At 60.6% G+C, this 24634-nt stretch carries 19 protein-coding genes and 2 pseudogenes; 8 read left to right on the top strand and 13 right to left on the bottom strand.

Annotated elements, in window-relative coordinates; genetic code table 11:
* The first annotated feature begins 140 nt into the window (after window positions 1-140).
* The gene (locus GWG67_RS15935; protein ID WP_275170244.1) at window positions 141-965 is read left to right on the top strand and encodes a ribonuclease HII; all 825 of its coding nucleotides are present in this window, start codon (window positions 141-143) and stop codon (window positions 963-965) included.
* A gap of 29 nt (window positions 966-994) precedes the next feature.
* Here GWG67_RS15935 and ligD read toward each other — a convergent pair.
* From ligD to GWG67_RS15895, 8 genes and pseudogenes are all read right to left on the bottom strand, one after another.
* A pseudogene (gene ligD, locus GWG67_RS15930) lies at window positions 995-1902 on the bottom strand (non-homologous end-joining DNA ligase).
* Window positions 1903-2102: 200 nt separating this feature from the next.
* Window positions 2103-2780, bottom strand: coding sequence for an MOSC domain-containing protein (locus tag GWG67_RS15925; protein ID WP_275170243.1), 678 nt, complete (start codon window positions 2778-2780; stop codon window positions 2103-2105).
* Window positions 2780-4462 carry a helix-hairpin-helix domain-containing protein gene (locus GWG67_RS15920; RefSeq protein ID WP_275170242.1) on the bottom strand — a complete coding sequence of 561 codons (1683 nt, stop codon included), beginning with the start codon at window positions 4460-4462 and terminating at the stop codon, window positions 2780-2782. Before GWG67_RS15920 ends, GWG67_RS15925 begins: the two co-directional genes overlap by 1 nt.
* A gap of 480 nt (window positions 4463-4942) precedes the next feature.
* Window positions 4943-5281, bottom strand: coding sequence for a hypothetical protein (locus GWG67_RS15915; protein WP_342761038.1), 339 nt, complete (start codon window positions 5279-5281; stop codon window positions 4943-4945).
* Between the two features lie 62 nt (window positions 5282-5343).
* Window positions 5344-5607, bottom strand: coding sequence for a GlsB/YeaQ/YmgE family stress response membrane protein (locus GWG67_RS15910; RefSeq protein WP_275170240.1), 264 nt, complete (start codon window positions 5605-5607; stop codon window positions 5344-5346).
* A 22-nt stretch (window positions 5608-5629) separates the two neighbouring features.
* Entirely contained in the window at window positions 5630-6088 is a 459-nt protein-coding gene (locus GWG67_RS15905) for a YidB family protein (protein WP_275170239.1), read from the bottom strand.
* Between the two features lie 75 nt (window positions 6089-6163).
* Window positions 6164-6784 (bottom strand): general stress protein, encoded by a 621-nt coding sequence (locus GWG67_RS15900; RefSeq protein ID WP_275170238.1) that lies wholly within the window; start codon window positions 6782-6784, stop codon window positions 6164-6166.
* Window positions 6785-6815: 31 nt separating this feature from the next.
* Window positions 6816-7136: a hypothetical protein gene (locus GWG67_RS15895; RefSeq protein ID WP_275170662.1), complete on the bottom strand. Its 321-nt coding sequence runs from the start codon at window positions 7134-7136 to the stop codon at window positions 6816-6818.
* 387 nt (window positions 7137-7523) lie between these two features.
* Here GWG67_RS15895 and GWG67_RS15890 point away from each other — a divergent pair, with 387 nt between their 5' ends.
* Window positions 7524-7709 carry a DUF3606 domain-containing protein gene (locus GWG67_RS15890; protein WP_275170237.1) on the top strand — a complete coding sequence of 62 codons (186 nt, stop codon included), beginning with the start codon at window positions 7524-7526 and terminating at the stop codon, window positions 7707-7709.
* A 42-nt stretch (window positions 7710-7751) separates the two neighbouring features.
* Here the strand turns inward: GWG67_RS15890 and GWG67_RS15885 are convergent.
* Window positions 7752-8652 (bottom strand): annotated as a pseudogene (locus GWG67_RS15885) (3'-5' exonuclease).
* A gap of 734 nt (window positions 8653-9386) precedes the next feature.
* Complete coding sequence (locus GWG67_RS15880) at window positions 9387-9599, bottom strand: hypothetical protein (RefSeq protein ID WP_275170236.1); 213 nt, start codon at window positions 9597-9599, stop codon at window positions 9387-9389.
* Window positions 9600-10174: 575 nt separating this feature from the next.
* Between GWG67_RS15880 and GWG67_RS15875 the strand changes: the two genes are divergently transcribed.
* Complete coding sequence (locus tag GWG67_RS15875) at window positions 10175-10375, top strand: hypothetical protein (protein ID WP_275170235.1); 201 nt, start codon at window positions 10175-10177, stop codon at window positions 10373-10375.
* 152 nt (window positions 10376-10527) lie between these two features.
* Here GWG67_RS15875 and GWG67_RS15870 read toward each other — a convergent pair whose 3' ends face one another.
* Together GWG67_RS15870 and GWG67_RS15865 are read right to left on the bottom strand one after the other, a co-directional pair.
* A complete protein-coding gene (locus GWG67_RS15870) occupies window positions 10528-10839 on the bottom strand; it encodes a DUF2380 domain-containing protein (protein ID WP_275170234.1) in 312 nt (103 codons plus the stop codon).
* A complete protein-coding gene (locus tag GWG67_RS15865) occupies window positions 10770-11102 on the bottom strand; it encodes a hypothetical protein (protein ID WP_275170708.1) in 333 nt (110 codons plus the stop codon). The genes GWG67_RS15870 and GWG67_RS15865 overlap by 70 nt, the downstream gene beginning before the upstream one ends.
* Before the next feature lie 904 nt (window positions 11103-12006).
* Here GWG67_RS15865 and GWG67_RS15860 point away from each other — a divergent pair.
* Window positions 12007-12198, top strand: a complete 192-nt coding sequence (locus tag GWG67_RS15860) for a CsbD family protein (protein ID WP_275170233.1) — start codon at window positions 12007-12009, stop codon at window positions 12196-12198.
* Between the two features lie 912 nt (window positions 12199-13110).
* Entirely contained in the window at window positions 13111-14385 is a 1275-nt protein-coding gene (locus GWG67_RS15855; protein WP_275170232.1) for a patatin-like phospholipase family protein, read from the top strand.
* A 117-nt stretch (window positions 14386-14502) separates the two neighbouring features.
* Here the strand turns inward: GWG67_RS15855 and GWG67_RS15850 are convergent, their stop codons facing one another.
* A complete protein-coding gene (locus tag GWG67_RS15850) occupies window positions 14503-17853 on the bottom strand; it encodes an adenylate/guanylate cyclase domain-containing protein (protein ID WP_275170231.1) in 3351 nt (1116 codons plus the stop codon).
* A gap of 647 nt (window positions 17854-18500) precedes the next feature.
* Between GWG67_RS15850 and GWG67_RS15845 the strand changes: the two genes are divergently transcribed.
* The 3 genes from GWG67_RS15845 (at window position 18501) to GWG67_RS15835 (ending at window position 23506) form a co-directional block, all read left to right on the top strand.
* Window positions 18501-18638, top strand: a complete 138-nt coding sequence (locus GWG67_RS15845; protein ID WP_275170230.1) for a hypothetical protein — start codon at window positions 18501-18503, stop codon at window positions 18636-18638.
* 115 nt (window positions 18639-18753) lie between these two features.
* A complete protein-coding gene (locus GWG67_RS38950) occupies window positions 18754-18891 on the top strand; it encodes a PAS domain-containing protein (RefSeq protein ID WP_342761041.1) in 138 nt (45 codons plus the stop codon).
* A 1249-nt stretch (window positions 18892-20140) separates the two neighbouring features.
* Window positions 20141-23506 carry an AAA family ATPase gene (locus tag GWG67_RS15835; protein ID WP_342761037.1) on the top strand — a complete coding sequence of 1122 codons (3366 nt, stop codon included), beginning with the start codon at window positions 20141-20143 and terminating at the stop codon, window positions 23504-23506.
* Window positions 23507-24634 lie beyond the last annotated feature (1128 nt).

Raw genomic sequence — 24634 nt, 5'->3', positions numbered from 1 at the left:
TAGCGGGACCTCAGATGGCGAGCCGGTCCGGTTCCTTTCGACAAGGCGCTGCGCAGTCGATGAGGGCACAGTCTGACTTCAGACAATCGCCACAAATATCACCGACACGCTTCCCACAGTCAGTCTTCACGAAGGCCGCCATGTCCCAGTATTCACTCGATGTATTGCGTCGGCGCTATGTCGTCGAGAAAAGACCGCTCGAGGCCGACGTCGAGCAGATCTTGCGGGCCGACGCCCGCGCGGGAGCCCGTGCCATCCTGGCGTCAATCGATAAACGGCGCTTCGAAAACAGGTCCGAGGGGCAGCGCCTGCGAAAGATGCTCCGCTTCGAGACCTCTCTCTGGGAAAGCGGCCATCATGCCGTGGCAGGCGTGGACGAGGCGGGAATGAGCCCTCTCACCGGGCCAGTCTCCGCTGGCGCCGTGATCCTGAAGCCCGGCACACGGATAATCGGAATCGACGACTCGAAAAAACTCGACGCCGCCGCTCGCGAAGAACTCGCGAAGGAAATCAAGGAAAAGGCAGAGAGTTGGTGTGTAGCATTCGTCGAGGTCGAGGAGATCGACGCAATCAACATCTATTGGGCAGGCATCCGGGCGATGCAACGTGCGGTCCGGAGCCTAGGGTTGACGCCGCAGCACTTGCTGATCGATGCGAAGCGGTTGAAGGAAATCGACATCCCTCAGCAGCCCATCATAAAAGGCGATGCCAAGTCCGCCAGCATTGCGGCCGCCTCCATCCTCGCGAAAGTCGAGCGCGACACCGTCATGCGGACGCTCGACGAGCGTCACCCCGGCTACGGATTCGCAGATCATAAGGGCTACCCGGTGCCGGCTCATTATGAGGCGCTCGCCAGGCTTGGTGCATGCGCTGCTCACCGGAGGTCGTTTGGACCTGTACGCAAGGCGCTCGGGCTTCCGCCCCTGGCGCCGTGGCCTTCGGCGTCCGAGCGCGCCGCGAGCTGAACTCCAGATCGAGCTTCGTCTCGGCTGCATTATTTTCGCGACCACTTCGTTTCGCGAACGACGTCCTTGGCGTTTTTGTCGGACCTCAGGCCGAGATAGACCGGCTGGCGCAGCTCGCCCTTGCTGGTCCACTCCGCGAATTTCACTTCCGCGACCAACGAAGGACGAACCCAGGTCGTAACCCGCTCATCCTTCACCTTGGAAGGAAGGGCGACTTGGCTGTCTTGAGGCTCACGAGCTTGCCGTGAAGCTCTTCGAGAACTTGGTGGCTGAAGCCGGTGCCGACGTGGCCGATGTACCGCCATGCACCGTCGTCGCGTACCGCCAGCACGAGGGCGCCGAAGAAGGGCCGGGTTCGCCTCGGCGCCGTGAAGCCGGCGATCACTACCTCCTGCCGCTGCGCGGTCTTCACCTTCAGCCAGTCGGCGGTCCGGCGTCCGGATGCGTACGGGCTATCGGCGCGCTTGGCCATGATGCCTTCGAGATGTCTCAGCTCGGCTTGTGCAAAGAACTTTGTGCCGCTGCCTTTGCGGTGGTTGCTGTACGCGATCAGCTTGTGGCGCGGCAGGATGGCCTTGAGCCGCTTCTTGCGCTCGAGAAGCGGCAGCGCACGGAGGTCCTCGCCGGCTGCGAACATGAGGTCGAACGCGCAGTACAAAAGCGTAGCCTCGTGACGCCGGGCGTTTTGAAGCAATTGGAAATGGGATACGCCGTCCTTCCCGATCGCAACGAGCTCGCCATCGATCACGGCGTCCGCCTTCACGCCCTCAAGGGCTTTCGCGACCTCGACATAGGAGCGGCTGATGATCTTGCCGTTGCGGCTGTAGAGCACGACGCGACCGCCTCGGATTTCCGAGACTATGCGGAACCCATCGAACTTGTCCTCGAAGAGCCAATCGGAATCGTCGAACGGCGAATCTGTCAGCGTGGCCAGCATAGGCTGCAGGCGAAGAGGCAGGGTCGATTTTCGGGCCATGGCTGGACGACGGGTGACGGAGGGTAGGAACGAGGAGGATGCATCGTCAGTTCCGTCCGACATATTGAAGGCTTCGACAGCCCCACGCCTGCCTCGATAGCCTCCCTTCAAGTCGGGGCGGTCATCGTGGGTGCTCGACGCGTAGCACGATTATCGGCGGCTCAACGGCCGCCACACCTGCTGAAGATCCACGCGCACCGATCAAGGAGCAGATCGATCTGCTGTTGAAGTCCTTGGTGGGTCGGATATCGGCCGCCGACTTGCGTAAGGGCCTCTCTACAGACCCGGCAAGGCACGAAATGAAGAGGACGGGAGCCGAACCCGCGCGGTATCGCCAGCCGCGGACGCTCCGCCGGCGCTGACCACGCCCAGCACCCCGCATTTGAACAGAGGCCCGTTTCCGCCGACGACAGCACCTGCCGTTTCATGCCGGCCTGGAAACGGTCGATGAGGATACAGGGCGTCCGGAGGCCGGTCAGCTCCACGATCGCCGTGGCTCCAAGCTCGATGAGCGTCCCGAGCGGCATCCGCTCGAGGTCCAGACCGGCAGTGGTGATGTTCTCACCGAGCTCTCCAGCCCGCACCTCGAAGCCCGCGTCCGAGAGGGAGGCGAAGAGCTCGGACGGGATCAGGTGAACCTGCCGGAGATTGGGTAGGCGAGGCCGGCGGCGGGCGAGATAGCGGTGCCGGACAAACTGGCCGGCGTGGGCGTCGCCTTCGACCCCATAGCCTTCCACCAGCACGATCTCGTCCTGCGGCGGTTTGCTGAAGTGGTGAGCGCGATCGGCGGCGACCGCGACCACGGTGCCCTCCGGCGAGAGCGCGTACGCCTGCGGCATCAGGCGGCCCGGGCGACCGAGCGCCGCTTCTGGCGGAAGTAGCGCGTGATCTCCGGAAGGGCCATGGCGTTCAGGACGCGGTCGGCAGGGACGCCGCCCTTCCGGGCCATCTCGACGCCCCAGTGCATGTGGTCGAGCTCGGGGACCGAGTGCGCGTCCGGATTGATGCTCATCATGCAGCCGAACTCGAGGGCGGCCTGGTGCCAGCGCCAATCCAGGTCTAGTCGCCAAGGATGGGCGTTGATTTCGACGACGACGTCATGCCTGGCGCATGCCCTCAGGACCTTCTCGATGTCGATTTCGTAGCCCGGCCGCCGCTGCAGCTGCCGCCCGGTCATATGGCCTATGATGGTGGTGTGGGGATCGGAGATCGCACGAAGCAGGCGCTGCGTCTGCGCCTTGCGGTCGAGTTTGAATCGGCCGTGGATGCTCGCGACCACGAAGTCGAAGCGCTGCAGCACGTCGTCCGCATAGTCCAACGAGCCGTCGGCCAGAATGTCGGACTCGATGCCTTTCAGGATCCGGAAATCCTTGCCGAACCGCTTGTTCAACCGGTCGGCGTCCCGGTGCTGCTGCGCGATATCTTCCTCCGAGAGTCCGCCCGCGTAGTGCGCGGACTTGGAGTGGTCGGCGACCCCGAAATACTCGAAACCGCGCTCGCGCGTGGCCTTGGCCATCGTCTCCAAGGTCTCCGTGCCGTCGGAGGCATCGGTGTGGCTATGAAGGATTCCGCGCAAGTCCTTGTCGGTGACGAGCTTCGGCAGCTTGCCCTTCTGAGCCAGTTCGACCTCTCCGCGCCCCTCTCGCAGTTCAGGATCGATGAACGGCAGGTCGAGAGCGCTATAGATTTGGGCCTCGTCGCCGGCGATCAGGGTGCGACCCTTGTGCAACCCGTCGCTCTCCAGCCGCATTCCTTTCTCCGCGGCCAATGCTTGGAGCCTCTCGATGTGAGCGGCTGAGCCGGTGCCGATAAGAAGGGCGGCGCCGAAGTGGTTGCGGTCGGACAAGCAGATTTGCAGTCCGTCCGCCGCCGAAGCATTCGTCGCCTTCTCGATCTTGGCAGCCTCCGCGACGATCGTGAGGTCGCCGACGAGTTCGCAGCCGCGGCGGAAGTCGCCTGCGATCGTCACCCGCTTGAGCTCCGGCCGGACCTTCCGCAGCGAATCCTTGGCGTGCGCGAGCAGGGCGGCCGCACGGTGCAGATGGAGGCGACCTTCTCCGCTTTTCGCGAGGGCCAGGTTCTGCAGAATCTTGGTCTGCAGCGCCGCGCCGAGACCTTTGGCCTTCTTGATGCGGTCGTCCTTGGCGGCGGCCTCCAACTCCGCGAGCGAAGTGATGCCGAGATCCTTGTAGAGCCGCAGCACCTTCTCGGGGCGGAGGCCGGGAACGGCGAGCATCTTGAGCACGCCCTCGGGTATCTCCTTCCGGAGCTTCTCAAGGCTCGGATGAGAGCCCGTCTTGTGAAGCGTGGCGATCATGTCGGCGATCGCCTCGCCGACGCCGGGGATTTCCGTGAGCCGGTCTTCGGCGATGAGCACGTCCAGAGGGACGGCAAGGGCCGCCAGGCTGTCTGCGGCGCGCGCATAGGCTTTGGCCCTGTACGGGTTCCCGCCACGCAACGCCGTCCGCTGTGCGTATTCTCGCAGGAGACTGACGATCGTGCGAACGTCGGGGGAGGCCACTCAACGACCCTCCCGTTCCGCGCCGGGCCTCACCGGCGCAAAGTCTCCCTTAGCGGGTGGGCCGTCATCGCGCCGGCGATCGAGAGATGCCTCAAGTTTCTGCGCTGCCCGGAAGTCCTCAAGGTGCTGCGTGTTCGGGCGATAAGCGGCCTCCTTCTTGAGGAGATTGTAAATTCGCCCCGCAACCAGCTGCAGATGCTTCATCCTGCCGCGCGGCAGCGATCGGGCTTTGCAAAGAGCCCGGACGGCGTAGGCGCGGAAGTAATCGAAGGCGTCAGACATGGTCTCGGTAAACGCCCATTCTCGCCTATAGTTCGGTCGACATCGTCAGCCCGCAGGACCGTTATAGGCGACATTTGGCGTGCACCTATAATCGTCAGCAGGCTACAGCTCAGCGCGTGGCGAGAACAATGAAGGCAGGCGCGATGAAAGCGCCGCTGCGAGTTCGTTTACGGCCGGCCTGTCCGAAACGTTCGGACCTCACGTTTTCGGACTTGGCTGCGGAGTGGGGAGACCTTGGGGAGGCTGAGAAGGTGTGGGATTATTCTGTTGCTGAGTTGCTACGGCGTCGCCGCCTGCATGAGGAACGCACGTACCGATGTTGCTGAGCAGGCGTTTGGCCTGGAGATCGCGGACCTTCGAGTATTCGCGCCGTCGCTCGATATTGGCCGCGGCCCATCGGTCCCAGGCCTCGAAAGCGTCCGTGTAGTGCTTTCGCATCTGCTCCTCGGCGGCGAGGCAATCGGCGAACTTGTCGAAGACCAGGTCGGTGTTGACCGGGGTCATTCCTCCTACAAGAACAACGAGCATCCATTTCATCTTGCCGATTGCCTTTCGCGGGGCGAATTCTTCGCTAACGCGAACAATTCCTTCCACGGTGGTTAGATGGCCCGGCGGCTGCGACCGGCGACAAATCCGTAGACGAAAAGCACGATGATGGCGCCTACCACTGCCCCCACTAGCCCCGCGCCTTCTCCTGGCCGGTACCAGCCGAGAGCCTGACCAAAGTAGGTCGCAACGAACGCCCCTACTATTCCCAGGATTGTGGTCAGGATGAAGCCCGACGGCTCGTTATCGCCGGGCATGATGAACTTCGCGATGATGCCTGCGATGAAGCCGATGATGATCGTCCATATGATGCCCATGTCTCTCCCTCGGTGGCTGTGATTATCCCGCCGATGGAGCCGGAAGACGTCCATCAGGTGTGTATTTGTCCACGGCTGCCGGAAGCTCGCGCGACAATCGGTTGAGGATCTCCTGCTGAGACAGGCCGGTCTGCTGCTCCAGCTTTTGAAGGACGTCCAGACCGATAGCCTGCTGGAGTTCGGGCGGGGTGACTTCGCGATTTGGCCCCTGATTGATCCAGGATTGGGCCGCTTCGCCCTGCCCGTTCTGCTTGAAGTGCTCGAGCAACTCGCCGATCCCGCCGCTCAGCAGCGAACCCACCCCACCGCCTCCCACAACGCCGCCAAGATTTCCGAGCATGCCGCTCAGGGAATCCTTGGCACCCGCCGGCTGACCGGAGGTAGCATTGCGAAACATGTCGGCGAGCTTGTCACGATTTTGGTAACCGGCGATTGCGAGCATACCCAAGAGGGCAGTCATCGATGGCATTCCGCGGCTCATTTTCGGCTCCTCAGTTCGATGATTGGTAACCTTGCAAGAGAAGGGCGGCCCGCGTGGGGCAGGCCGCCGGTTAATTCATCGCGCTCCGGTGCCGTAGAGCTGCCGTTCTCTCCGGACCTCCTCCGCACCGTAAGGCTGGGCGGATGGATCGTAATTCTTCCACCCGCCCTTCTGCCAGGCTGCGCTTCGGTCGCGCAGATTGACGGCGGACTGGTTCAGGATCGCTTCGTATCGCGCCCGGTCCGCGTCCGGCACACGCGCTGAAACCAGCGTGCCGCCGCGCCTCACACCTTCGGCGTAGAGCGGAGCTTCCTCATCGGATACACCAGCCTGCGTCAACGCGCCGACCACCCCGCCCGTAGCGCCGCCAGCTGCGGCACCCAGCGCGGTCGACGCAAGCCATCCGGCCGCCACGACCGGACCCAGGCCGGGTATAGCCAACAACCCAAGGCCCGCGAGCAAGCCGGCCGCGCCACCGAGGCCTGCGCCGACGCCCGCTCCCGTGGCCGCACCTTCAGCCCGATCATCAACCCCATCTCGATCTCGATCGACCTTCTTGTCGGTGCTGTACCAGTTGTCGGAATTGTTCGCGACGATGCTCAAATCCGAATGCGGCACGCCCGCGGCCTCCAGGCTCGTCACCGCGCGCTGCGCATCGGAGTAGTTATCGTAGAGACGTGAGATCGTGACGGTCATCTTGAATCCCTCTCAATTTTGGTGGGGCAGGTTATTTCGCCCCGTTCACGTTGCCCTGGAAATCCAGACTGACATCGGTCGAGGCGCCGCCTTTAGTGGCCTTTCCGCGCCAGACGCCGTTGTCGTCCTTCTTCAGGGATGTGACGTTGGTGTAGCCTGCGTCCTCAATCTTCGATTTGGCCTGGCCCTCGGTGAAGCTGTTGGCGCCTGCGACCGGGTTGTTGGAATTGTTCTGACCGGAACTGTTGACCGCGTTATTGTTGGGCCGATCAGTGGCCGGCGGGTTTTGCGCAAACGACGGACCCGCGAGAAGCGAAGCAGCCGTTAACAGAAGAAGCAGCCTCTTGTTCATGTCGTCCTCCAGAAGTGGCACGGCACAAACATGCGCTGGACTGAGAAGTTCCAAGTTTTCCCGGTCCGTGGGTTTGGAATGGAGGATGTAGAAAAACATCTGCAAGAAACGGGAGCGGGCTCCGGGCGGCGTATTTGAATCTAAATGGGCCGGAGCGTCCGGAGCTGGCCAACTCGGGCGATGTGCGCCAAAGGGCCGCTGTGCTCATGCGGTGCGACGAAGCCTTCATGCAGGCGGTCGAGCAAACGAAAATGGAAAGGCCAACAAAGGTGGAGCCGAGATGCTGCTGGCGCTCGTTTGGCTTCGGCCCGGCAACAGCTTCTTGGAGGGAACCCCACGATTCCTTGAAGCGTTGCACTGACATCAGTTTGGCAGACGGAGGAGCAGATGGTGGCAGCGAAGAAGAAGACCGCACGGGGACGCAAACAAGATCGCACCCGTGTGGCTAAGGGCCAGGACTACGAAGTGCGATACGAAGCAAAGAAAACTGGCCGCTCGGCCTCCGCGGTGAAGAAAGCCGTGAAGAAGGTCGGCAACAGCCGCAAGCGGGTCGAGAAACGTCTCGGCCGCTGAGGGCAGGTTCGCCACGTATTTCGGCGTGGCGATTGGCGGCCCTCAGATCCTGCAGGAGAAGCGGGTGAAGGCAGTCAGCATCTGCAAGCGCGGCTCACGTCGCGCAGGTAGATCTCGGTCCGGAGAAATGCGAGTTCGGTTTCTAGAGCGGACTCGCGGACGTCAACGTACCAGGATTTTGGCCGACCGTCCGTGCCGGTCGCTCCAGCGATAGCCGCGGCGCTTCAGCGAATCCTTGAGTTCGAACGGCGACTGTTCGGCCATATCCGGATGGTCTTCTGTCGTGCGCTCTCGAGCAGGACAGCGAGCGCTGGCGCGCCGGTCGTTGGTAGGTCGAAGTCCAAGATCTCGAGCAGCGCGTGACAGTCGTGAACCGCGCGGTGCGCCTGGTGGAAATAGCCGGCGCCGTTCAGAAGGTAGCCGAGCTTCGCTCCATCGAAGCCGTGCTGCCGCCAATCGACCTCGGTCGCGGAGCATGCCCACGCCTTCCGCTCGAAGACGGGCTAGTAGCGTTCGGAAAACTTCCGATCGAATCTACTGTTATGCGCGATGACCAGGACCACGGAATCGTCGACGAAGGCGTTCACGGCGGCCTCGTCGATCCTGTGGCCGGCCACCATTTTCATCGGTGATGCCGGTAAGCGCCGTGATCTCGGCCGGGATCGGCTCGGACGACTCATTGAAGGCGGAGAACGTGTCCGTGACATCAATGATGCGACCGTCCGGCGTGTAGCCAAACTTGACCATGCCGAGCTCGATGACTTCGTCCTTGCGGTGGTCGAGGCCGGTTGTCTCGGTGTCGAGCAGGATGCCGATCTTGGTTTCCTGTCCGAAGGCCGGCATCCACGTTTGGCCGCGGTACCAGGTGGCGCAGCACCCGGTAGTCGCTCGATCGGCCTAGTACCTCGGCCGTCGCGGCCAGATCCGATGCGTCTTGAAACATCTCTTCTCGTGTTGAGCCGATGAGGTAGTCCCGTCAGGCCCCACAATATCGGGACCGCTCGGCGCGAGATATCTGAAAGACAAGCAATTCACGGGCTTTTCGGGAGTGTCGGTGCAGTTGGCCCCCCTTGCGGGACGCTCGCGCAGGGCCTCAATCGCGAGCGCTCCAGAGGTCCGCGCTATGAACGGGCGGATCGGCGGAGCAGCTCCAAAAGGCTAGACAGGCGTCCGCGTATGGTGCCGACCCTGGGATTGCTACGGCCCCACTGGTGCGTGATCGTTTACGATCTGCAGCTATATTTGGGTCCATGGACTCCTCGTACGACTCCGAGCGCGAGGCCGTCGCGGCAATGAAGCTTGCCGCCGAAGCCGATGGGCTAGAACGGCAGAGATGGATCACCGCCGCCCTGGCGTGGTCAGAACTCACTCGCCTCCGGGGCTGCCGAGCACAACCTGCCGGAAGGGTGGCCTACGCGGCAGCTCGTTACCGGTGCGAGGCGCAGCGCCTCCCCCACCCGCTTCCAAGCCCCTAGGATCGCGATCAGGGGGAAACGCGATGTCGGACCCGCCCACGGCATCCAATCCTCCCTGGTGAGGCCAGGACCACCGGCTGGGTAGGCGAGCTTGGTCCTGGGGAAGCGTCTGTCGGCAGATCCCTTCGCGCACTGCGGGACGGCCGCGAGGCTTCATCGGGTGCGCGGTGCGGCACCATCAAGAACGACAGGGGTGGGGGCGTCAGGCCTCGCCGGGTCCAGAGAAAGTCGCTGCAGCCGGCGTCGTGCGAGGCGTTGGCAGCGGCCGCTCGGTCGGTCCGGATGCCGAGGGATGACCGCCCCTGCTGTCATACCGTTCGGCGAGATCCAGGAGACGACGCCGGGTGAACGGATCGGCTTTCTCCGCCATACCCCCGACCCTTTGGGCCAGACCTCGGTAGAACTCCTGCTCCATGACACGCCCCTCAACATCACTGCCGGAGCTGCGTGCTCTACGGTCACGAAGTCAAGAAGGCCGGCAACAGTGTGAACCCGACCAAATTTTCATCGGCCAGCTTGAGGATCTCGGCTGAACTAGAGTGCCATGGCAGGGGGAAAAAAGATGGCCATGCTCCATCCGGTCCGGAAGGCGTGCCCGGCGTGCGGCAAGCCGATGAAAGCTGTGTCCGACGGAGCTTCGGAGCGGCGGTCGCGGTACGTGTGCACCAATTGCAACGATGACCCGCTACACGACCCCCGATGCTCGCAAGTGGGCGGATGGTCCGTTGCGACCTCCGGAGCCCTAGGTCTTCGCTGCGCGCGGTCTTGGTGTCGAGCATGGAACGGCCTCGGCCCGATGTTGTTGATGTGGTGGGCCCGCGCGAATGCACGGCCCGCGTGGCTCCGCCATCAAGCCCCCAGCCCCCAAAAGGCGGGGCCACGCTCATTCTTCCCAGTCATCGGGCAGAATTTTTCGGCGACCGTAACTTGCGTGAATCCTCGGCTGAGCGGGTTCAGGCAGAATGTGCTTTCGCTTGGGGGCGACCTCCAATGTTCGATGCTGAAACCACCGCGCTGTTGCGCGCGCTCCTCGACGAAGTGTGCGAGAGCGTGTCGCGCTACGAGACCTCCGCTCGCACCCACGTGGCCTCCATGATCCTCGAAGCCGCCGGCAAGGGCGACACCTCAGTCGACGGGCTGAAGAAGATCGGCGTCACTGCGCTTCGCGAGGCGCCAATCGTGCGGCATTGACCCTGCTCTCAAGCGAGCGCGCGGCCAGCGCCGCCCGGCCTATAGCTAAGGCGTGTACGCTTTAAGCGGCTGGCCGTCTGATGTCCGGTTTGCGGTCAACATCTGCCTAAGAGCGGATCGCCTGCGAGGTGGCGGATGGGCCAAAACCGGACTCACGGTGCCATGCTCACGGTGCCATGCACATGCGTCGCGCGTAGTCTATTGCTGCGATCTGCTTTCAAGCAGCCGGTCGCGGCCTCCTCCGATACAAAGCGCTCCGCTCGCTGCCATGCCTCGTCGTTGTCGCCGCGGAACTGGAAATATTTCCTAAACACGATGCGCTGGGATTTCGTGTCGATAGCAACAGTCTGCGCAAACTGCACGAGCGTGCTTATCTTATGGAAGCCGCCGATGATCAGGAGCTGCGCGCCGGCTTGTACGCCGCACGCAGCCGATCGCGCAACGTCAGTCCATCGGTCGGGCAATTTGACGCGCAGGAGGACGGCACAAGCTCAAAACGGTGATCCGCCGTGACATCGTCCCGCAGCGCGGTCATGAAGGCCCGCGATCGCTTTTCATGTACGGCCGTTTGATCGGTGGGCTCGTTCGACGTGTCTCTATATTTGAAATCGCCGACAGAGACAGCTAAGGCGTGGCTGGCGGTCTCGGCGGATGCATCTGAGATGAGGCTGGATCCCAGGAACAGACCGGCTGGGGTAACAGCGTGCAGGATTGAGCTGTGGCGCATGGCGATGACTCGATCTCCTCGGCTGAGTCCATCTTACAAGATCGATTCTTTCCGTCTCCTGTCGAAGAAATTAATCCACGGTCACGCTACGCGGCCGCCCATAGCAGCGCATCGCTAATGTCTGCACTGGGTCAACAGTGACCGTTCGCCGCGGGATCAGTTCCGGTCTACCGGGAAGTCGCCGGGCGCCGTTCAGAAGACCGCGAACGGGCCAGGAGGCGACATCTCCCAAAACGGCAATGCCTTGCAAACGGAGAAACCCGCTTAGCATTCTCGCGGGTTTCACTCCTTTGTGCCGGTGGCAGATCGCGGGCGATCTCTTTTTCCAAGGCGGTCGTCGCAAGCTGTTATTTCTTTGGCGCAGAGCCATCCTTCATGGGAGCGTTGTAGTCGGCCTGCGAACTATTGATGTTTGATGGATTGCCGGGAGCACTGCTACCGGTTGTCGTCCCGACCGCGTTGGTTGTCTCTCCCGGTGCATGAGAAGCCGCGCCAGGCGGGTCTTGGTTGCCAACATACCCGGACTCTCCGGAATTGCGGGTTTTTATACCCTTATCAGCTTCAGCTTGCACGTTTTGAGCAACACCGGATTGAGACGTCGCCTCCGTTTGCTGTTGGGCAGCAGCAGGTACCGATTATGGCTGGAAGTGCGACTAGCAATGCCACAGATAGAGTTCTCCATCGAAGCCCCGCCGCTTCTTCAACGCTCCCCGAACATTTCCGCCAAACCGATGAAAACTTGGGACTGCAGCGTTGACACATTTCACGGAGAAAGCAGGTTTGAACGCAGTCCGTGCTCTTCATGCGCCGCTACAACCTACACGGACACGCGGTCCTCGTCTCGCAGGAACGACCGCGCACTGACTTGGTTGTGCTTGTCTTCCGGATAGGAGAGGTAACGATCATGGACCGTGAACATGTGAAGGGCGCCGCCGACAAGGCAAAAGGCGCGATCAAAGAAGGGGCCGGCAAGCTTACCGGAGATAAGGACCTGGAGGCAGAAGGCAAAATGGATAAGGCTAAGGGATCCGCCCATAACGCCGCAGGAAATGTGAAGGACGCGGCGCGGGATACCTCTGATGCCTTAAAAAAATAGCGAAGTTGTTGACCAAGAACTGGCCGCCTCTGGGCGGCCATTTCTTTCGCGATACGGCTCTTTCACTTCGCTATCGAAAGGCAGTAACCGCGTCGACGGCGGCCGGGCCTCTCGCTCGGGCCGGATCTGCGAATCCTCCTAGATGCGATGCGCCTTCGCAGGCTTGGATCTCCGCCCGAGGGCGTTGACTTGCGGCTTTGTGATCAACCCTCAATTGCAACTTTTTCCCAAATAGCGCAGTATTGGGTTTTCATCCCGGCCCGCATTTTAGGAATCCAATGGGTGTCAAATTCGTACTGGCGAAGCTCCTCGAAGCGGAGCTTAACGCACGAGGCGTGAGATCCATACCGTCATCAGACTGCGTCGACATCGTGCATCGTTTGTTGGAACAGCTCACAGAAATAGAGCTTACCTTGGCCGCGCGCGAGGTAGATGAACAGTCTCGACGCTAGGCTCTTGATCGGAGCGCATCTTCATAAGGTGGCGCGATCAGCGCTTATGCGTTTTTTGCGGAAAGAACATTGATTAATGACTAAGCCAGATTGCGTAATAGTTCGGGCCTATGGACGACAGTTGGATCAGCTCCGCTCAGAGGCGGCCCGGATATCAAAAGGAAGGAAGATCGACTGGTGGGTAGAACGTGCGGACTCCGGCACCCGATTCTGTTTCGAGGACACCGACACAACGAAAGCGTTCGCTTCTATCTGCGAGAGCTTAGCGATCCCCTGCCGCGACGTCTAACTCGCGTCGCTCGGGGCCTCGGATCAACCACCACGGCTCCCGGGCATCGTTCTGCCAAAGTCCGGCCAAAGGAGAGTCCGAACGCTTTTCAATAGGCATGAAAACTACTAGTCTTCCGCGGCAGTGAAATTCGATCGGAGCATAACCACACAAGACTCAACGGAGGATGCCATGGCGAAGAGAGCAATAACGCTCGGCGGTGGTGGACCGGCGGCAGGGCTGCACATTGGGGTTCTGGAAGCTCTCGCCGCACACAACATAACGTTCGATGTCTGGGCACTGTCCTGCATCGGCGCATGGGTCGGGATCGTCTACAACCAATGGGACGATCATGAAGACAAAGTCGAAAAGACTCACCAATTCTTCAGGAATGGCGTCTTTCGGGACGACGAAAGCTATAAGCGTTTTCCCATAAACACAGTCTTCGGTCCGGATTGGCGCAGCAACATAAAGGCGCTGAACAACTTCGTCAGCGATTCCGACAACTATAAGGACTTCCTATGGGATCCATACCGGATGATGGACATCTTCCAGGACTCGATGGAGATTTTGTTCAATCAGCTGCCTGACAGAGACAGAAAAAAGAAGTTCACCAGATTGGATGAAGGGGATTTCAATAGATGGATTCTCAATCAAGCGATGGCAACCAATCCCTTCATCCGTTATTTGACGTCCTTAATGTACCTTTCCAACGTCAACGGCCTGTCAAGGATCAACTATCCGGATAGCGAGTTCATGAAGGGGATAGATTTCGAACAGCTGAAAAAGCCTGGAAAACCAGCAATCTTCCATAACGCCTGGAACCTTGATCAGCAGAAGCTCGCATTATTTTCCAATCGTCCCATGAAAAGGGCGAGCGGAAAGTTTATGTTTGAGGGCCCTATCGACGCAAGCACCTTGTGTGCGTGTTCAGCTCTTCCGTTCGTCGAAGGTACCGTAGAGATTGGCGGAGTGACCTACTGCGAAGGGGCGCTTGTCGATACCGTCAACTTCGAAAGTTTGCTGGAGGAGCACCCGGAGCTGGAAGAGATATGGGTGAGCCGGATTGTCGATTCAAAGCAAATCCGCAAGCCGGAGAATCTTCATGACGCGCTGGCAAATCTTTGCCAATTGTTCGCCTCGACGGTTGGCGAGGATGACGTCAAGCTTTTCAAATACCACATCCGGTGTGACAAAAAATCGAAACAGGAGGAGGCAAGGGACAAGAAACTCAAGATCATAGAGATTCACGTTCCGGGTCACATCAATTTCAAATGGAATCACAGCAATCTCGATAATGGACGCAAGCTGGGAAAGGCCGCTGCAGAGCAGGCGCTCGAGGCATTCGGAAAGCATGAGGCGCGCCCTGCGCACAACGGGCCGCATTTCATCAACGAGAAGCCAGAGGGGCCAGCTTGGCAAAGCGTGTGTGAATATCACAAGGAGCTGAAGCGAGCCGCTGCATAAAGGCTCGAGCATGATATGGACAGGCGGAAGTCTTCCGAGCGGAACTCCTCAACCTCGAAATAATGATTTGAGGCCAATCATTCGGGCCAGACGCAACGACCCGGCGTTTTGCGATAGTCACCGCAGCTTGTCGAGCAGCGCCTTCGCCCGCTTCATATCTCTCGTGTCGAAGCCCTCGGTAAAGGATTCATAGATCGGGGCAAGTAAATCGAGCGCCTGCTCGCGTTTTTGCTGATCGATGCACAGCGCGGCAAGGTCTGTCGCGGCCCGAAGCTCAAGGGCCTTGGCGCGTTGCCCCCTTGCCATGGCCAATGCATGTTCGAGCAGTGACTGTGCCACAGCCTCGACATCTGGTCCGCCGCGGCCTATTAGCACCCGTGCTTTGAGTCGGTACAATTCGGCTTCCAAAATTCGTTCGCTGTTGCGGGTACTTATAGCGAGGCCCGACTCGATCAGCTCCAGCGCGGGCTCGTAGTCTCGATCAATCAACAGGCGCTGACACAAAAGTACCAAGAGCGCGGTAATGGCCAACTGATAACCGGCGTGACGATACTCGTCCAACGCAGCACGGATTTCTCCGAGCGCGTTGGGTGAGGGATCGAGCGATGCCATGCATATGCCGCGAACGGCGCGGGCCAAACGCCACTGCCGGAATCCATGCTCCTCTGATAAGGCGATACAGCGCTCGGCATAACTCTGCGCTATCAGGAATTCACCGCGGAGAGCTTGGAGAATGCAGGCATAATAAAAAGCGTATGCCTGCGAATGCGGATGGCCAATGGCATCCGCGCGCTGAATTGCAGCGTCCATTCGTATAATGGCCGTATCGTCGCGGCCAAGTAGCCACAGTGGCCACGACATCAGCGCAAGGTCGGCCACGCCGGCATCCTGGCCGGCCACACGCGCTGCCAGTCTATCCTCCTCGCTGCTCGCCTCGAAGGCTTCGAAAGCCCGTTCGATCGCTTCCTGGGCTCCGGTGATCTGTCCCATGAACAGGCGGATCATCGCCTGCCCGCGCATCGCATTGAGCAAGGCTGGCCGATCGCCGCGCGTTTGGGAGAGATGAAGTAAAGCGGCGATCGTCTCCTGGGCCAGCGGCAGTTCACCGCGAATGACGCTCGCAGTGGTTAGCCAGAACATGACCTGAAGTTGCTCGGGAGGATCTCGCAGGCGCTCGCATAGCTCTCGCGCGCGGGTAAAGGTAGCCATCGCCTTGTTGGAGGCCGGCCCTTGGGTAGCGATCAGGCAGGGCCCTAAAGCGAACTGGAGGTCAAGTTCAAGCCTGTCGTTTCGTGCGTCATCGGGCCGATGGCTCGTGGCCTCGATCCCTCGTTGCAAGTGCGCAATGGCCTCAAGATTGGCGGAGCGCGTGGCTGCCTTCTTGCCGGCTTGCAGCCAGTATGCCTCCGCTTTTTCGAACAGTCCGGCCTCAGTGAGATGGTGCGCGAGCGTTTCGGGCTGAGCATCCACAATTTCCGGGAACCGTTGCTCGAAGGCCTGCGCGATCGTGGCATGCAGCGCTGCGCGTCGGCTCTTCAGGAGCCCTGAATAGGCAGCGTCCCGCACAAGTGCATGCTTGAAGGTATACACCGCCTGCGGTAACTCGCCGCGGCGGAAGATCAACTCCGATCGGACCAACTGGGCAAGAGCCTCCTCCAGTCTCTCTCTTGGCAACCCGGCTACCGTGCTCAGCAGTTCGTACGAAAACTCGCGACCCACCACGGCGCCGACCTGAGCTACCTCCCTTACCGGGGCCAATCGATCGAGTCTGGCCATTAGCGATGCCTGTAACGTGGTCGGAATCGCCATCGCTGGCAGAGGGCGGCTTAGGGTGTAATGATCGTCATGCTCTTGCAAGAACCCGGTTTCGAGCACGGTCTTGGTCAGCTCCTCTACGAACAGAGGCACGCCATCAGTGCGGGCGAGTATCTGATCCAAAACCTCCTTCGGGAGCGCCTTGCCGGCGGTGACCCGCTCGATCAACGCCGCTCCGTTGCGACGGTTAAGTCGCGTCAAAGAGAGCGTCGTAACATGCGCATGACCAGGCCAAGGCGGCGTGAATTCCGGTCTCGCGGTGATGAGCAGCAGCACCCGAAGCCGCGGTACTTGTTCCAAGGTCATCGTCAGGAGCTCGAGAGAAGTCGGATCCGCCCAATGGACATCCTCAACAATGACGAACACTGGTTGCAGTGCTGCCAGGCTTTTCAGCTGAGCCAATAGCGCCCCTAATGTCATTTCTTTGCGCTTTTGCGGGCTCAGCTCCTGCAGTTGGTAACGCTCACCGAGTGGCAAGGACAAGAGATTGGCCAGAGGCACTACGCGATCTGCGTCAGCTCCGGATCGACCGAGCAGGACCTCAAGCTTGGCGAATTTAGCCGTCGGCGAATCACTCCGCTCGAACCGGGCGGCTCGTTCGAGTTGCCGGATAAACGGGTACAGCGCACTATTAGTATGATGCGCCGAGCAGAATTGGCGCACCGTGATGTGCTCCTCTCCTTGCAGCCGCTCGTCGAGCGCCAAGGCGATATGCGATTTACCGATGCCCGCCTCTCCGGTAAGCATTACTGCGCAACCCTCGCCGCTCATGGCGCGCTGCCAGCGACGCAACAGCAACTCGATCTCCTCCTCGCGTCCAATTGGCTGCGTCAACTGAGTTTTGTGCTGGGCCTCGAAGCGGCTGTCGATGCCGGTAGTGCCCAGCACCTGCCATGCTTGTGTTGGCTCCGCCCAACCTTTCAGGATGACCGGGCCAAGATTCCGGAATTCAAAATGTCCTTCGGTTAGCCGGTGAGTACTCTCGCAGATCAGGACGGCGCCTGAATCGGCGAGCGTCTGCAAGCGCGCAGCTAAATTTGGTGTTTCACCAATAACCGCCTGCTCTTTCGCCGCACCTTCTCCCGTCAAATCGCCTACGACCACCATCCCGGTAGCAATCCCGACGCGGATCCGAAGTTGGGTGGATGGGAATGTCTGGAGGTTGGCCACGGCATCGACCAGCGCCAGCCCGGCGCGCGCCGCTTGCTCGGCATCATCCTCGTGCGCATGTGGATAACCGAAATAGGCGAGCACTCCGTCGCCCATGTATCGCGCGATGATACCCTCATTCCGAGCGATCACCTCCGCAATGCAGCTGTGGTAGGCGCCAATAACCCCTCGCAAATCTTCCGGATCAAGACGGGCCGAGAGCGCCGACGAGCCGACCAGATCGCAAAACATAACCGTGAGTTGACGCCGCTCGGCTCCGTCCCGCGCCGCCTTGCCGCCCGCTTGAGGCGTGCGCGAAATGTCGCCCTTGAGCTCCGTGATAGCACGCAACATCTTGCGGCGATGGCCGAGCAGGACACCGAGGTCCTTCAGGTCCTGCTCGGTGAGATCCCCAACAACTGATAGGTCAATGGCGTTCTCGCCAAAGCGCTGAGCGTACTCTCCCAATCCGATCGATGATAGCCATTCTGCAATACCGGACATGGCACACCTATTGGCTGTTTCTATCAGCATAGCACGTCAAGAACGTAAGCGTAGGCACAACTGAGAGAAGGCATGAAGCCCGGATCTTCTCGCAACGCAAAACCGGCGCTCCTCCTGGCTAAGGGTCGATGCGGTCAAGCACGGTCTCTGAAGGTCCATCGTGGCGTTCGCGTTGATGCCGATCACCTTCCGCTCTTCCCCGTCTGAGGCGCAAAAAGCGCAAGCCGTAGCGCCGGAGATGCGGGCCTTTGAAGGCACTGGCCATCGAAATCGACGGCGGCCGGGATCAATGGCAAGCGTCGTCATTCCCCGAAATGCGATGCTTGCCAAGAACCAGGCACTGCTTGCGGCGACCCATCTGTTCGCCGTGAGGAACGATTGCATCAGCCCCGCTTTAGCCGTCCGCACCTACAAGAGTTTGATCGGCGATTGCGATACCCGGCCGCCGATCGAAGGACCGGTCAGTGCGTATCCTTCTCGTTGTGCCTACGGTTTCCGAACACGTTTTCGAGCCAGTCTCACCTTGAAGAGCTCAAGGACGACAGGGCATGAGATGGCAATTTTGTCGAGCTGCAGCTTGCGCATTTGTACTGTGGAAGGTCTCTACAAGAGGCACGGCCCCCTCGCGCCGCACCGGCTTGCGGTCCTTGTCCGCCGTCCTCGCCTTTGCGGTTTTCCTGCTTGACGTCATGACGCCGCTCGAGGGCGCCGTGCCGGTTCTCTATCTCCTGGCGATCCTGCTCGCAGCGAAGACCAACTGGCGCGACAATACATCGTCGCCGTAGCCGGCTGCATCGCCCTGACGATCACCGCCTATCTGCTGTCGCACGATCTGCGGACCATCGCCTCACCGCCCTTCGTGTGCTGGTGAGCCTCGCGGCAATCGGGATCACGACCTAGCTGGCGCTACAAAATCACGCGGTAACGAAGCGCCTCGCGGCACAGGCCCGCCTGCTCAACCTCTCGCATGACATCATCTTTGTCAGGGATCGCAGCGGCGTGATCACCTTCTGGAACAAGACGGCCGAGCAGGTCTAAGGGTGGTCGGCCGACGAGGTGATCGGGCAGCTCGCCGACGCGCTTCTGCATACCAGATCTCCCGACCGGCGCGGGGTCATCGAAGCGAGCCTGGTGGGCACCGGTCGATGGTAAGGCCGCGTGCAGCAACGAACGAAGACAGCGGGGCGCTCACCGTCGACGGCTGGAGACACGCAGATATGGGGTGGTACTGCAGCGGCCTGGGGCTTCCATAGCGAGCAGTCTCGTAAACTGTCGGAGCTGATGGCAGCAAGGCACTCGATTCAGAACAGACCTAAGTTGATGTAACGCGGCCTATCACCGCAACACTGAAGATGCCGCCTCTTGGCACGCTTTTTCCCGGGGGAGTTACCCTGAAAGTTGTTCCGCATCTCCAACAACACCAAAGTTTTGCAGGCGCAGTCGCGATAAGTATTTGAAAAACTCGCCCGCATGTCGCGCGAATTGCCCCAACGATCCACAGGCGGTCTGCATCTCTACTAGTTCGCCTTGCAAAGAGGTGGTGTGGATTTTCCCAGATCAGCGGATACTCCCTCCTCCATATCTCCTTGACGGCTTGGTGCTTTTGGTCGCCCTGAGGGATAGCTACGGTTTCAATCTACGATTTCTTTACAAGTCCCGAATGAAAGCGCTTTAGTTGATTATCATCAAATTCAGATCGAGGACCCAGAGTCGTAATAACGTTGCTCGAGACATTCGCACTCACCGCGCGGCTGGGATGAAGGGGAGCTCAAGCTCACGTCCCCTATTGGTCCCTCATGAGCCAGATCCAGGCGGTCGATCGTCGGCTTTGCGTCCAAAGCTGCCCTGCCAAATTCGCATTTTGTCCCAAGGCGCTTGGTTGTTGGCCTGCGCGAGGACTTCATCGACTTGGCGCGTGCTAATTGTAGGGTGCCACAGATTGCTGGCAGTTGCTGATCGCCCACAAGTTCACGTTTGGGTCGAGTCGGATTGCAGCGGGCCTGCTTAGATTGAAAATGGGCTTGAGTTGCCGAGTGTTAGCTAGTTCATAATTCTCGTCTAGCCTGCCAGCGTAAGCTTTTGAGACAACCGCTCGGGAGACAATAATGACACCCGATTGGCTCATTTTCCCTACGACTATCGCCTGTGTCTGCTTCTTGATCATTGTGAGTTTGATCGTCCTTGGCGCGTGGTAGCCAACTCACAAGGAGCATCTTCATATACATCTGAATATCTGCCCCTAGACCGACGTGAGCTCAAATAGTTCGGCAATTCGATCGGGTGCGGCATGGATTGTCCAAGTTGCGGCAGAGTCAATCCAGAGAGAAGGAGGGTATGCGACGATTGCGGCGTACCATTGCACTGCCGTTGCCCTGCTTGCGGCGCCGGCAATCCGTCGAGCAAGAGGTTCTGCGGCGACTGCGGTGCCGCGCTGCGGGCGATGGTAGGGCCGCGAGTAGCAGCTGCGGCCGGCGATTCGACGCTCGCCGCGGCATGGGTCACGGAGCACTCGAGCTCGTCATCCGCCCCAAGTTCTTCCGAGCGTCGCCAGCTCACGGTGATGTTCTGCGACCTCGTCGGCTCGACGGCGCTTGCCACAAAGGTCGATCCTGAGGATCTACGAGACATAATCGCCGAGTACCGCGATAGCGTGGCGGCGGTCGTCCGCGAGTACGGTGGCACTATAAGCCGCTACATCGGCGACGGCATGCTCATCTTGTTCGGCCATCCGTCAGCGCATGAGGACGATGCCGAACGCGCGGTGCGCGCTGCGCTTGAGATCGCCGCCACCAGGCAGGCGCCAGGAGCACCGCCCGAGCTCGAGCTGCGGGTTCGCCTTGGGCTCGCGACAGGTCTCGTCATCGTAGGTGACCTCATCGGCAGCGAAGCTGCGGAGACACAGGCGGTGCTCGGCGAGACGCCGAACCTTGCCGCTCGACTGCAAGCGCTCGCCGAACCGGATGGGGTGGTAATCGCTGAGGACACGCGGCGGCTCATCGGCGGGCTCTTTGACTACGAGGATCTCGGCGCGATGGCTCTGAAAGGCTTCGCCGCGCCGGTGCAAGCGTGGCGGGTGCTGCATGAGGGAACGGCGGAAAGCCGCTTCGAGGCGCTGCACCCTTCAGTCCTCATCCCGCTGGTTGGGCGTGAGGAAGAACTCGCGCGGCTGGAGCAATGCTGGCTCCGTGCGCGGGCGGGTACCGGTCAAGTAATGCTGCTCGTCGGCGAGGCGGGGATCGGCAAGTCGCGCTTGGTCGCGGCTCTCCAGGAACGTATCGAACGCGAGCCGCACACCTTCTTGCGCTACTTCTGCTCGCCACATCATCAGGAAAGTGCGCTCCATCCCTTCATCGCCCAACTGCAGCGAACGGCTGGTTTCGATCGTGAGGACACCCCGCGGGCGAAGCTCGACAAGCTCCGATTGCTGCTATCCCCGGCATTGTCGTCCGACGAGGACGTGGCGATCCTGGCCGAGTTGCTGTCGATTCCGGACGGTGATCTCTACCTTCCGGTTACCGTTACGCCGCAACAGAAGAAGGAGAGAAGCTTCGCCGCTCTGGTTCGCCAGCTTGAAACTCTCGCGCAAAGACGTCCAATCATGGTCGTGTTCGAGGACATGCAATGGATCGATCCGACGTCACGCGAGCTGCTAGACCGGACGGTCGATCGCATAGCAAACCTACCGGTCTTGGTCCTGGTCACCTGCCGCCCCGAGGTCAAGTTGGGATGGACCGGGAAGCCGCACGTCAGCGTGCTCGTGCTGAACCGGCTTGACCAGAACTCGGGAGCCGCGCTGATCCGGAGCGTGGCTGGCGCCCGGACGCTGCCGACCGAGATCGTCAATCAAATCGCTGAACGAACGGATGGCGTGCCGCTGTTCGTTGAGGAGTTGACCAAAGCGGTGCTCGAAACGAGCCCGGAGGGGAGCACGCGAGCCATTTCATTCGCGCCGCCGCCCGGACTAGCTGTGCCGGACACGCTGCATGCTTCGTTGATGGCGCGGCTCGACCGGATCGGTCCGATAGCTAAGGAGGTTGCGCAAGTCGGCGCGGCCATCGGCCGCGAGTTCTCCTACGATCTGCTTGCCGCGATCGTACAGCGGTGGGACAGCGAGCTGCGGGCGGCGCTCGACCGGCTGATCAACGCGGGGCTCATGTTTGGGCGTGGCGAACCGCCCGACGCCAATTTCTTGTTCAAACACGCACTGGTGCAGGATGCGGCCTACGGCACCCTTTTGCGCAGCCAACGCCGCGAACTTCACGCGCGGATCGCTGGCGCGCTCGAGGAGAGACTCGCTACGGGCAGCCAAGAGCAACCGGAGATTCTCGCGCACCACTGCGGGCATGCGGGCCTGATCCAAAAGGCGGTTTCCTACTGGCGGGAGGCCGGTGAGCGTTCTAAGTCTCGATCGGCAATGACAGAAGCAATCGCGCAGATGCGAAAGGCGCTCGATCTGCTATCTCATCTGCCGGATACGCCCGGGCGCCAGGGCACTGAAACCGAACTTCAACTCGCGCTCGGCGGCGCGCTGATCGCCGCGAAGGGCCATGCGGCCGAAGAGACCGGCAAGGCTTACGCACGGGCGCGCCGCCTCTGCGAGTTACTGAACGACAGGCCGAACTTGCTCAAGGCACTCTGGGGCGAGTTCGTGCATTTTCACGTGCGCGGTGAAACGGACCGATCGCATCGCATCGCCGAGGACCTGCTCGACTTGGCCGGACGACAGAACGATGCGGCCATTCTTGTCGCCGGTCATCGGGCAGTCGGCGATAGCTGGCATCATCGCGGACAATTGGCCTTAGCGCGCGCCCATCTTGAGCGGGGGCTCGCCCTCTACGATCCGGCGCAGCAGCGCTCTCTGACGGCTCTGTTCGCAGAAAACGCCCGCGTGGCGATGCTTTCGTTCCTCTCGCTGACGTGTGGTCTTCTTGGCTTCGCCGATCAGGCGCGCGTGCAGAGCAGTGACGCCCTATCAGAGGCGCGCGAGTCGTCGCACCCGATCAGCCTCGCATTCGCGCTGAGCGTCGCCTGCCGATTGCATTTCGTCCTCGATGAAGCGGGCATGGTTGGACGACAGGCAGAGGAGCTAGTTGCTCTTACCACCGAGCAGCGCTTTGCCTTCTTTCTCGCGATGGGAACGGCATATCGCGGCTGGACCTTGGCGGAGGCTGGCGACGCCGAGGCGGGTGTGGACTTACTGCGCCGCGGTATCGAGGGGTTCCAGGCGTCCGGCGCAGCATGGATCCTTCCGTTCTATCTCGCCCAGCTCGCGATGGCAGAGGCAAAAGCAGCGCGATTCGAAACCGGGCTTGGCCAACTATCCGACGCCTTGGCACTAAGCGAGAAATCGGGGGTTCGATGGTTCGAGGCCGAGCTGCATCGGCGACGAGGCGAGTTGATGCTGACGGCTCGGCCGGGCGTCGAGGCCGAAGCGGAGGCCGAGTTTCGCTACGCCATCGCGATTGCGCGCCAACAGGAGGCGAAACTCTGGGAACTTCGCTCCGCCCTCAGCCTGGCCCGGCTTTGGCGCGATCAAGACAAGCGCGCTGAAGCCCGCCGTCTTCTTGCGCCGGTCTACGGTTGGTTCAGTGAGGGCTTCGACCTGCGCGACTTGAAGGAAGGCAAGGCGTTGCTGGAAGAACTGGGCGAGTAGAGATTTGAACTTGCTGTAAGCGCAACCCACTAGAGCTCCTTCTCGGGTTTGGCAACTTCGCTGTGCCGCCGAGTCGAGAGAGCAAACGCCGAACATCTAACGGCGATACTGCTGTTCACACGAGGAGCCGCGATGCGTCGCCTTAGCAGAGACCCCGAATGAGCAGCATTGCTCCCGCAGCGCAATAGAACTGACGGCGTCGGCGCGGCCGAGTCCATTACCTTTGTCCACGCGCGGATCAGGTAGAGTGCTCTCGGTGAGGATTGCCGGACAGCATTGAAACGACCTTTACGCGACGGTTGGCTGCAATTCTGGCAGCAGATCTCGCCGGATATAGTGAATTTATGGCCGCGCCGAGGAAGGCACTCTGCAAACTATAGGCGGCTATCGGTGCACAATCTCCGACCTTATCTCTGAACACGCAGCACGGATATTTGGTGGTGCTGGTGATAGCGTCATTGCGGGATACAGTAGCCCCCTGCAAGCAGCGCGGGCGCAGTGGCGATTCAACGTGCGCTCAATCGCCATAACGCTGATCTTCCAAATGAGAAAAGGGTGGACTTTCGTATCGGAGTTCGCAGTCCATCTCGGCATGAGTGCGAGCGAAGCTTCGCTCTGGCGGTAACGTCACGGGTATCGAGCCGCACATTCCGGGGCTACCGACCATGCAAAATCGAACTTGTCCGCGAGATCGTCCCTAGCCCCCAGCGCATCGATGCAACATGTCAACATCAGGGCGTAAAATGATCTTAGAAGATCGACAAGGAGCGGCGGACCAAGCAGAACGTCTCGCGGCGGAGCTCACGCTGGTGCGACCAGAACTGATGTCCCACAATTCCGCAATTCGGGTTCGAGATCACAGTAACGCTGAAATCTATCGCACTGCGCTCGATGCTCTTGCAATCCGGAAACGCCACCCAGGTCCCGGCACACCATTGTACTCACGATAGCACAACGTTCGTGCTGCCGATTGGACATTCATCCGGCTGCATCACCAACTGCACCCAAGCTCACCGAGGCGGGTTCAATTCGCCTGCAAGCCAACCGACCGCATCTGTCTTCATTGGATCCACAGCGAACGACGCCGTCTCGGTACGTTCGCAGGTCGAGCATTCGAACGTCCGCTTC

It is taken from the genome of Bradyrhizobium sp. CSS354 (assembly GCF_029051725.1).
GTDB lineage: Bacteria > Pseudomonadota > Alphaproteobacteria > Rhizobiales > Xanthobacteraceae > Bradyrhizobium.
This window is presented reverse-complemented; position numbering and strand designations above follow the sequence as displayed.

What these genes read in the sequence shown, in the direction of transcription:
- GWG67_RS15910 (WP_275170240.1), bottom strand. Translation starts at nt 5,607, where the DNA reads ATGGGCATCATATGGACGATCATCATCGGCTTCATCGCAGGCATCATC.
- GWG67_RS15875 (WP_275170235.1), top strand. Translation starts at nt 10,175, where the DNA reads ATGTTCGATGCTGAAACCACCGCGCTGTTGCGCGCGCTCCTCGACGAA.
- GWG67_RS15895 (WP_275170662.1), bottom strand. Translation starts at nt 7,136, where the DNA reads ATGAACAAGAGGCTGCTTCTTCTGTTAACGGCTGCTTCGCTTCTCGCG.
- GWG67_RS15835 (WP_342761037.1), top strand. Translation starts at nt 20,141, where the DNA reads ATGGATTGTCCAAGTTGCGGCAGAGTCAATCCAGAGAGAAGGAGGGTA.
- GWG67_RS15905 (WP_275170239.1), bottom strand. Translation starts at nt 6,088, where the DNA reads ATGAGCCGCGGAATGCCATCGATGACTGCCCTCTTGGGTATGCTCGCA.
- GWG67_RS15860 (WP_275170233.1), top strand. Translation starts at nt 12,007, where the DNA reads ATGGACCGTGAACATGTGAAGGGCGCCGCCGACAAGGCAAAAGGCGCG.
- GWG67_RS15915 (WP_342761038.1), bottom strand. Translation starts at nt 5,281, where the DNA reads ATGAAATGGATGCTCGTTGTTCTTGTAGGAGGAATGACCCCGGTCAAC.
- GWG67_RS15935 (WP_275170244.1), top strand. Translation starts at nt 141, where the DNA reads ATGTCCCAGTATTCACTCGATGTATTGCGTCGGCGCTATGTCGTCGAG.
- GWG67_RS15855 (WP_275170232.1), top strand. Translation starts at nt 13,111, where the DNA reads ATGGCGAAGAGAGCAATAACGCTCGGCGGTGGTGGACCGGCGGCAGGG.
- GWG67_RS15850 (WP_275170231.1), bottom strand. Translation starts at nt 17,853, where the DNA reads ATGTCCGGTATTGCAGAATGGCTATCATCGATCGGATTGGGAGAGTAC.
- GWG67_RS15900 (WP_275170238.1), bottom strand. Translation starts at nt 6,784, where the DNA reads ATGACCGTCACGATCTCACGTCTCTACGATAACTACTCCGATGCGCAG.
- GWG67_RS15925 (WP_275170243.1), bottom strand. Translation starts at nt 2,780, where the DNA reads ATGCCGCAGGCGTACGCGCTCTCGCCGGAGGGCACCGTGGTCGCGGTC.
- GWG67_RS15890 (WP_275170237.1), top strand. Translation starts at nt 7,524, where the DNA reads ATGGTGGCAGCGAAGAAGAAGACCGCACGGGGACGCAAACAAGATCGC.
- GWG67_RS15880 (WP_275170236.1), bottom strand. Translation starts at nt 9,599, where the DNA reads ATGGAGCAGGAGTTCTACCGAGGTCTGGCCCAAAGGGTCGGGGGTATG.
- GWG67_RS15865 (WP_275170708.1), bottom strand. Translation starts at nt 11,102, where the DNA reads ATGCGCCACAGCTCAATCCTGCACGCTGTTACCCCAGCCGGTCTGTTC.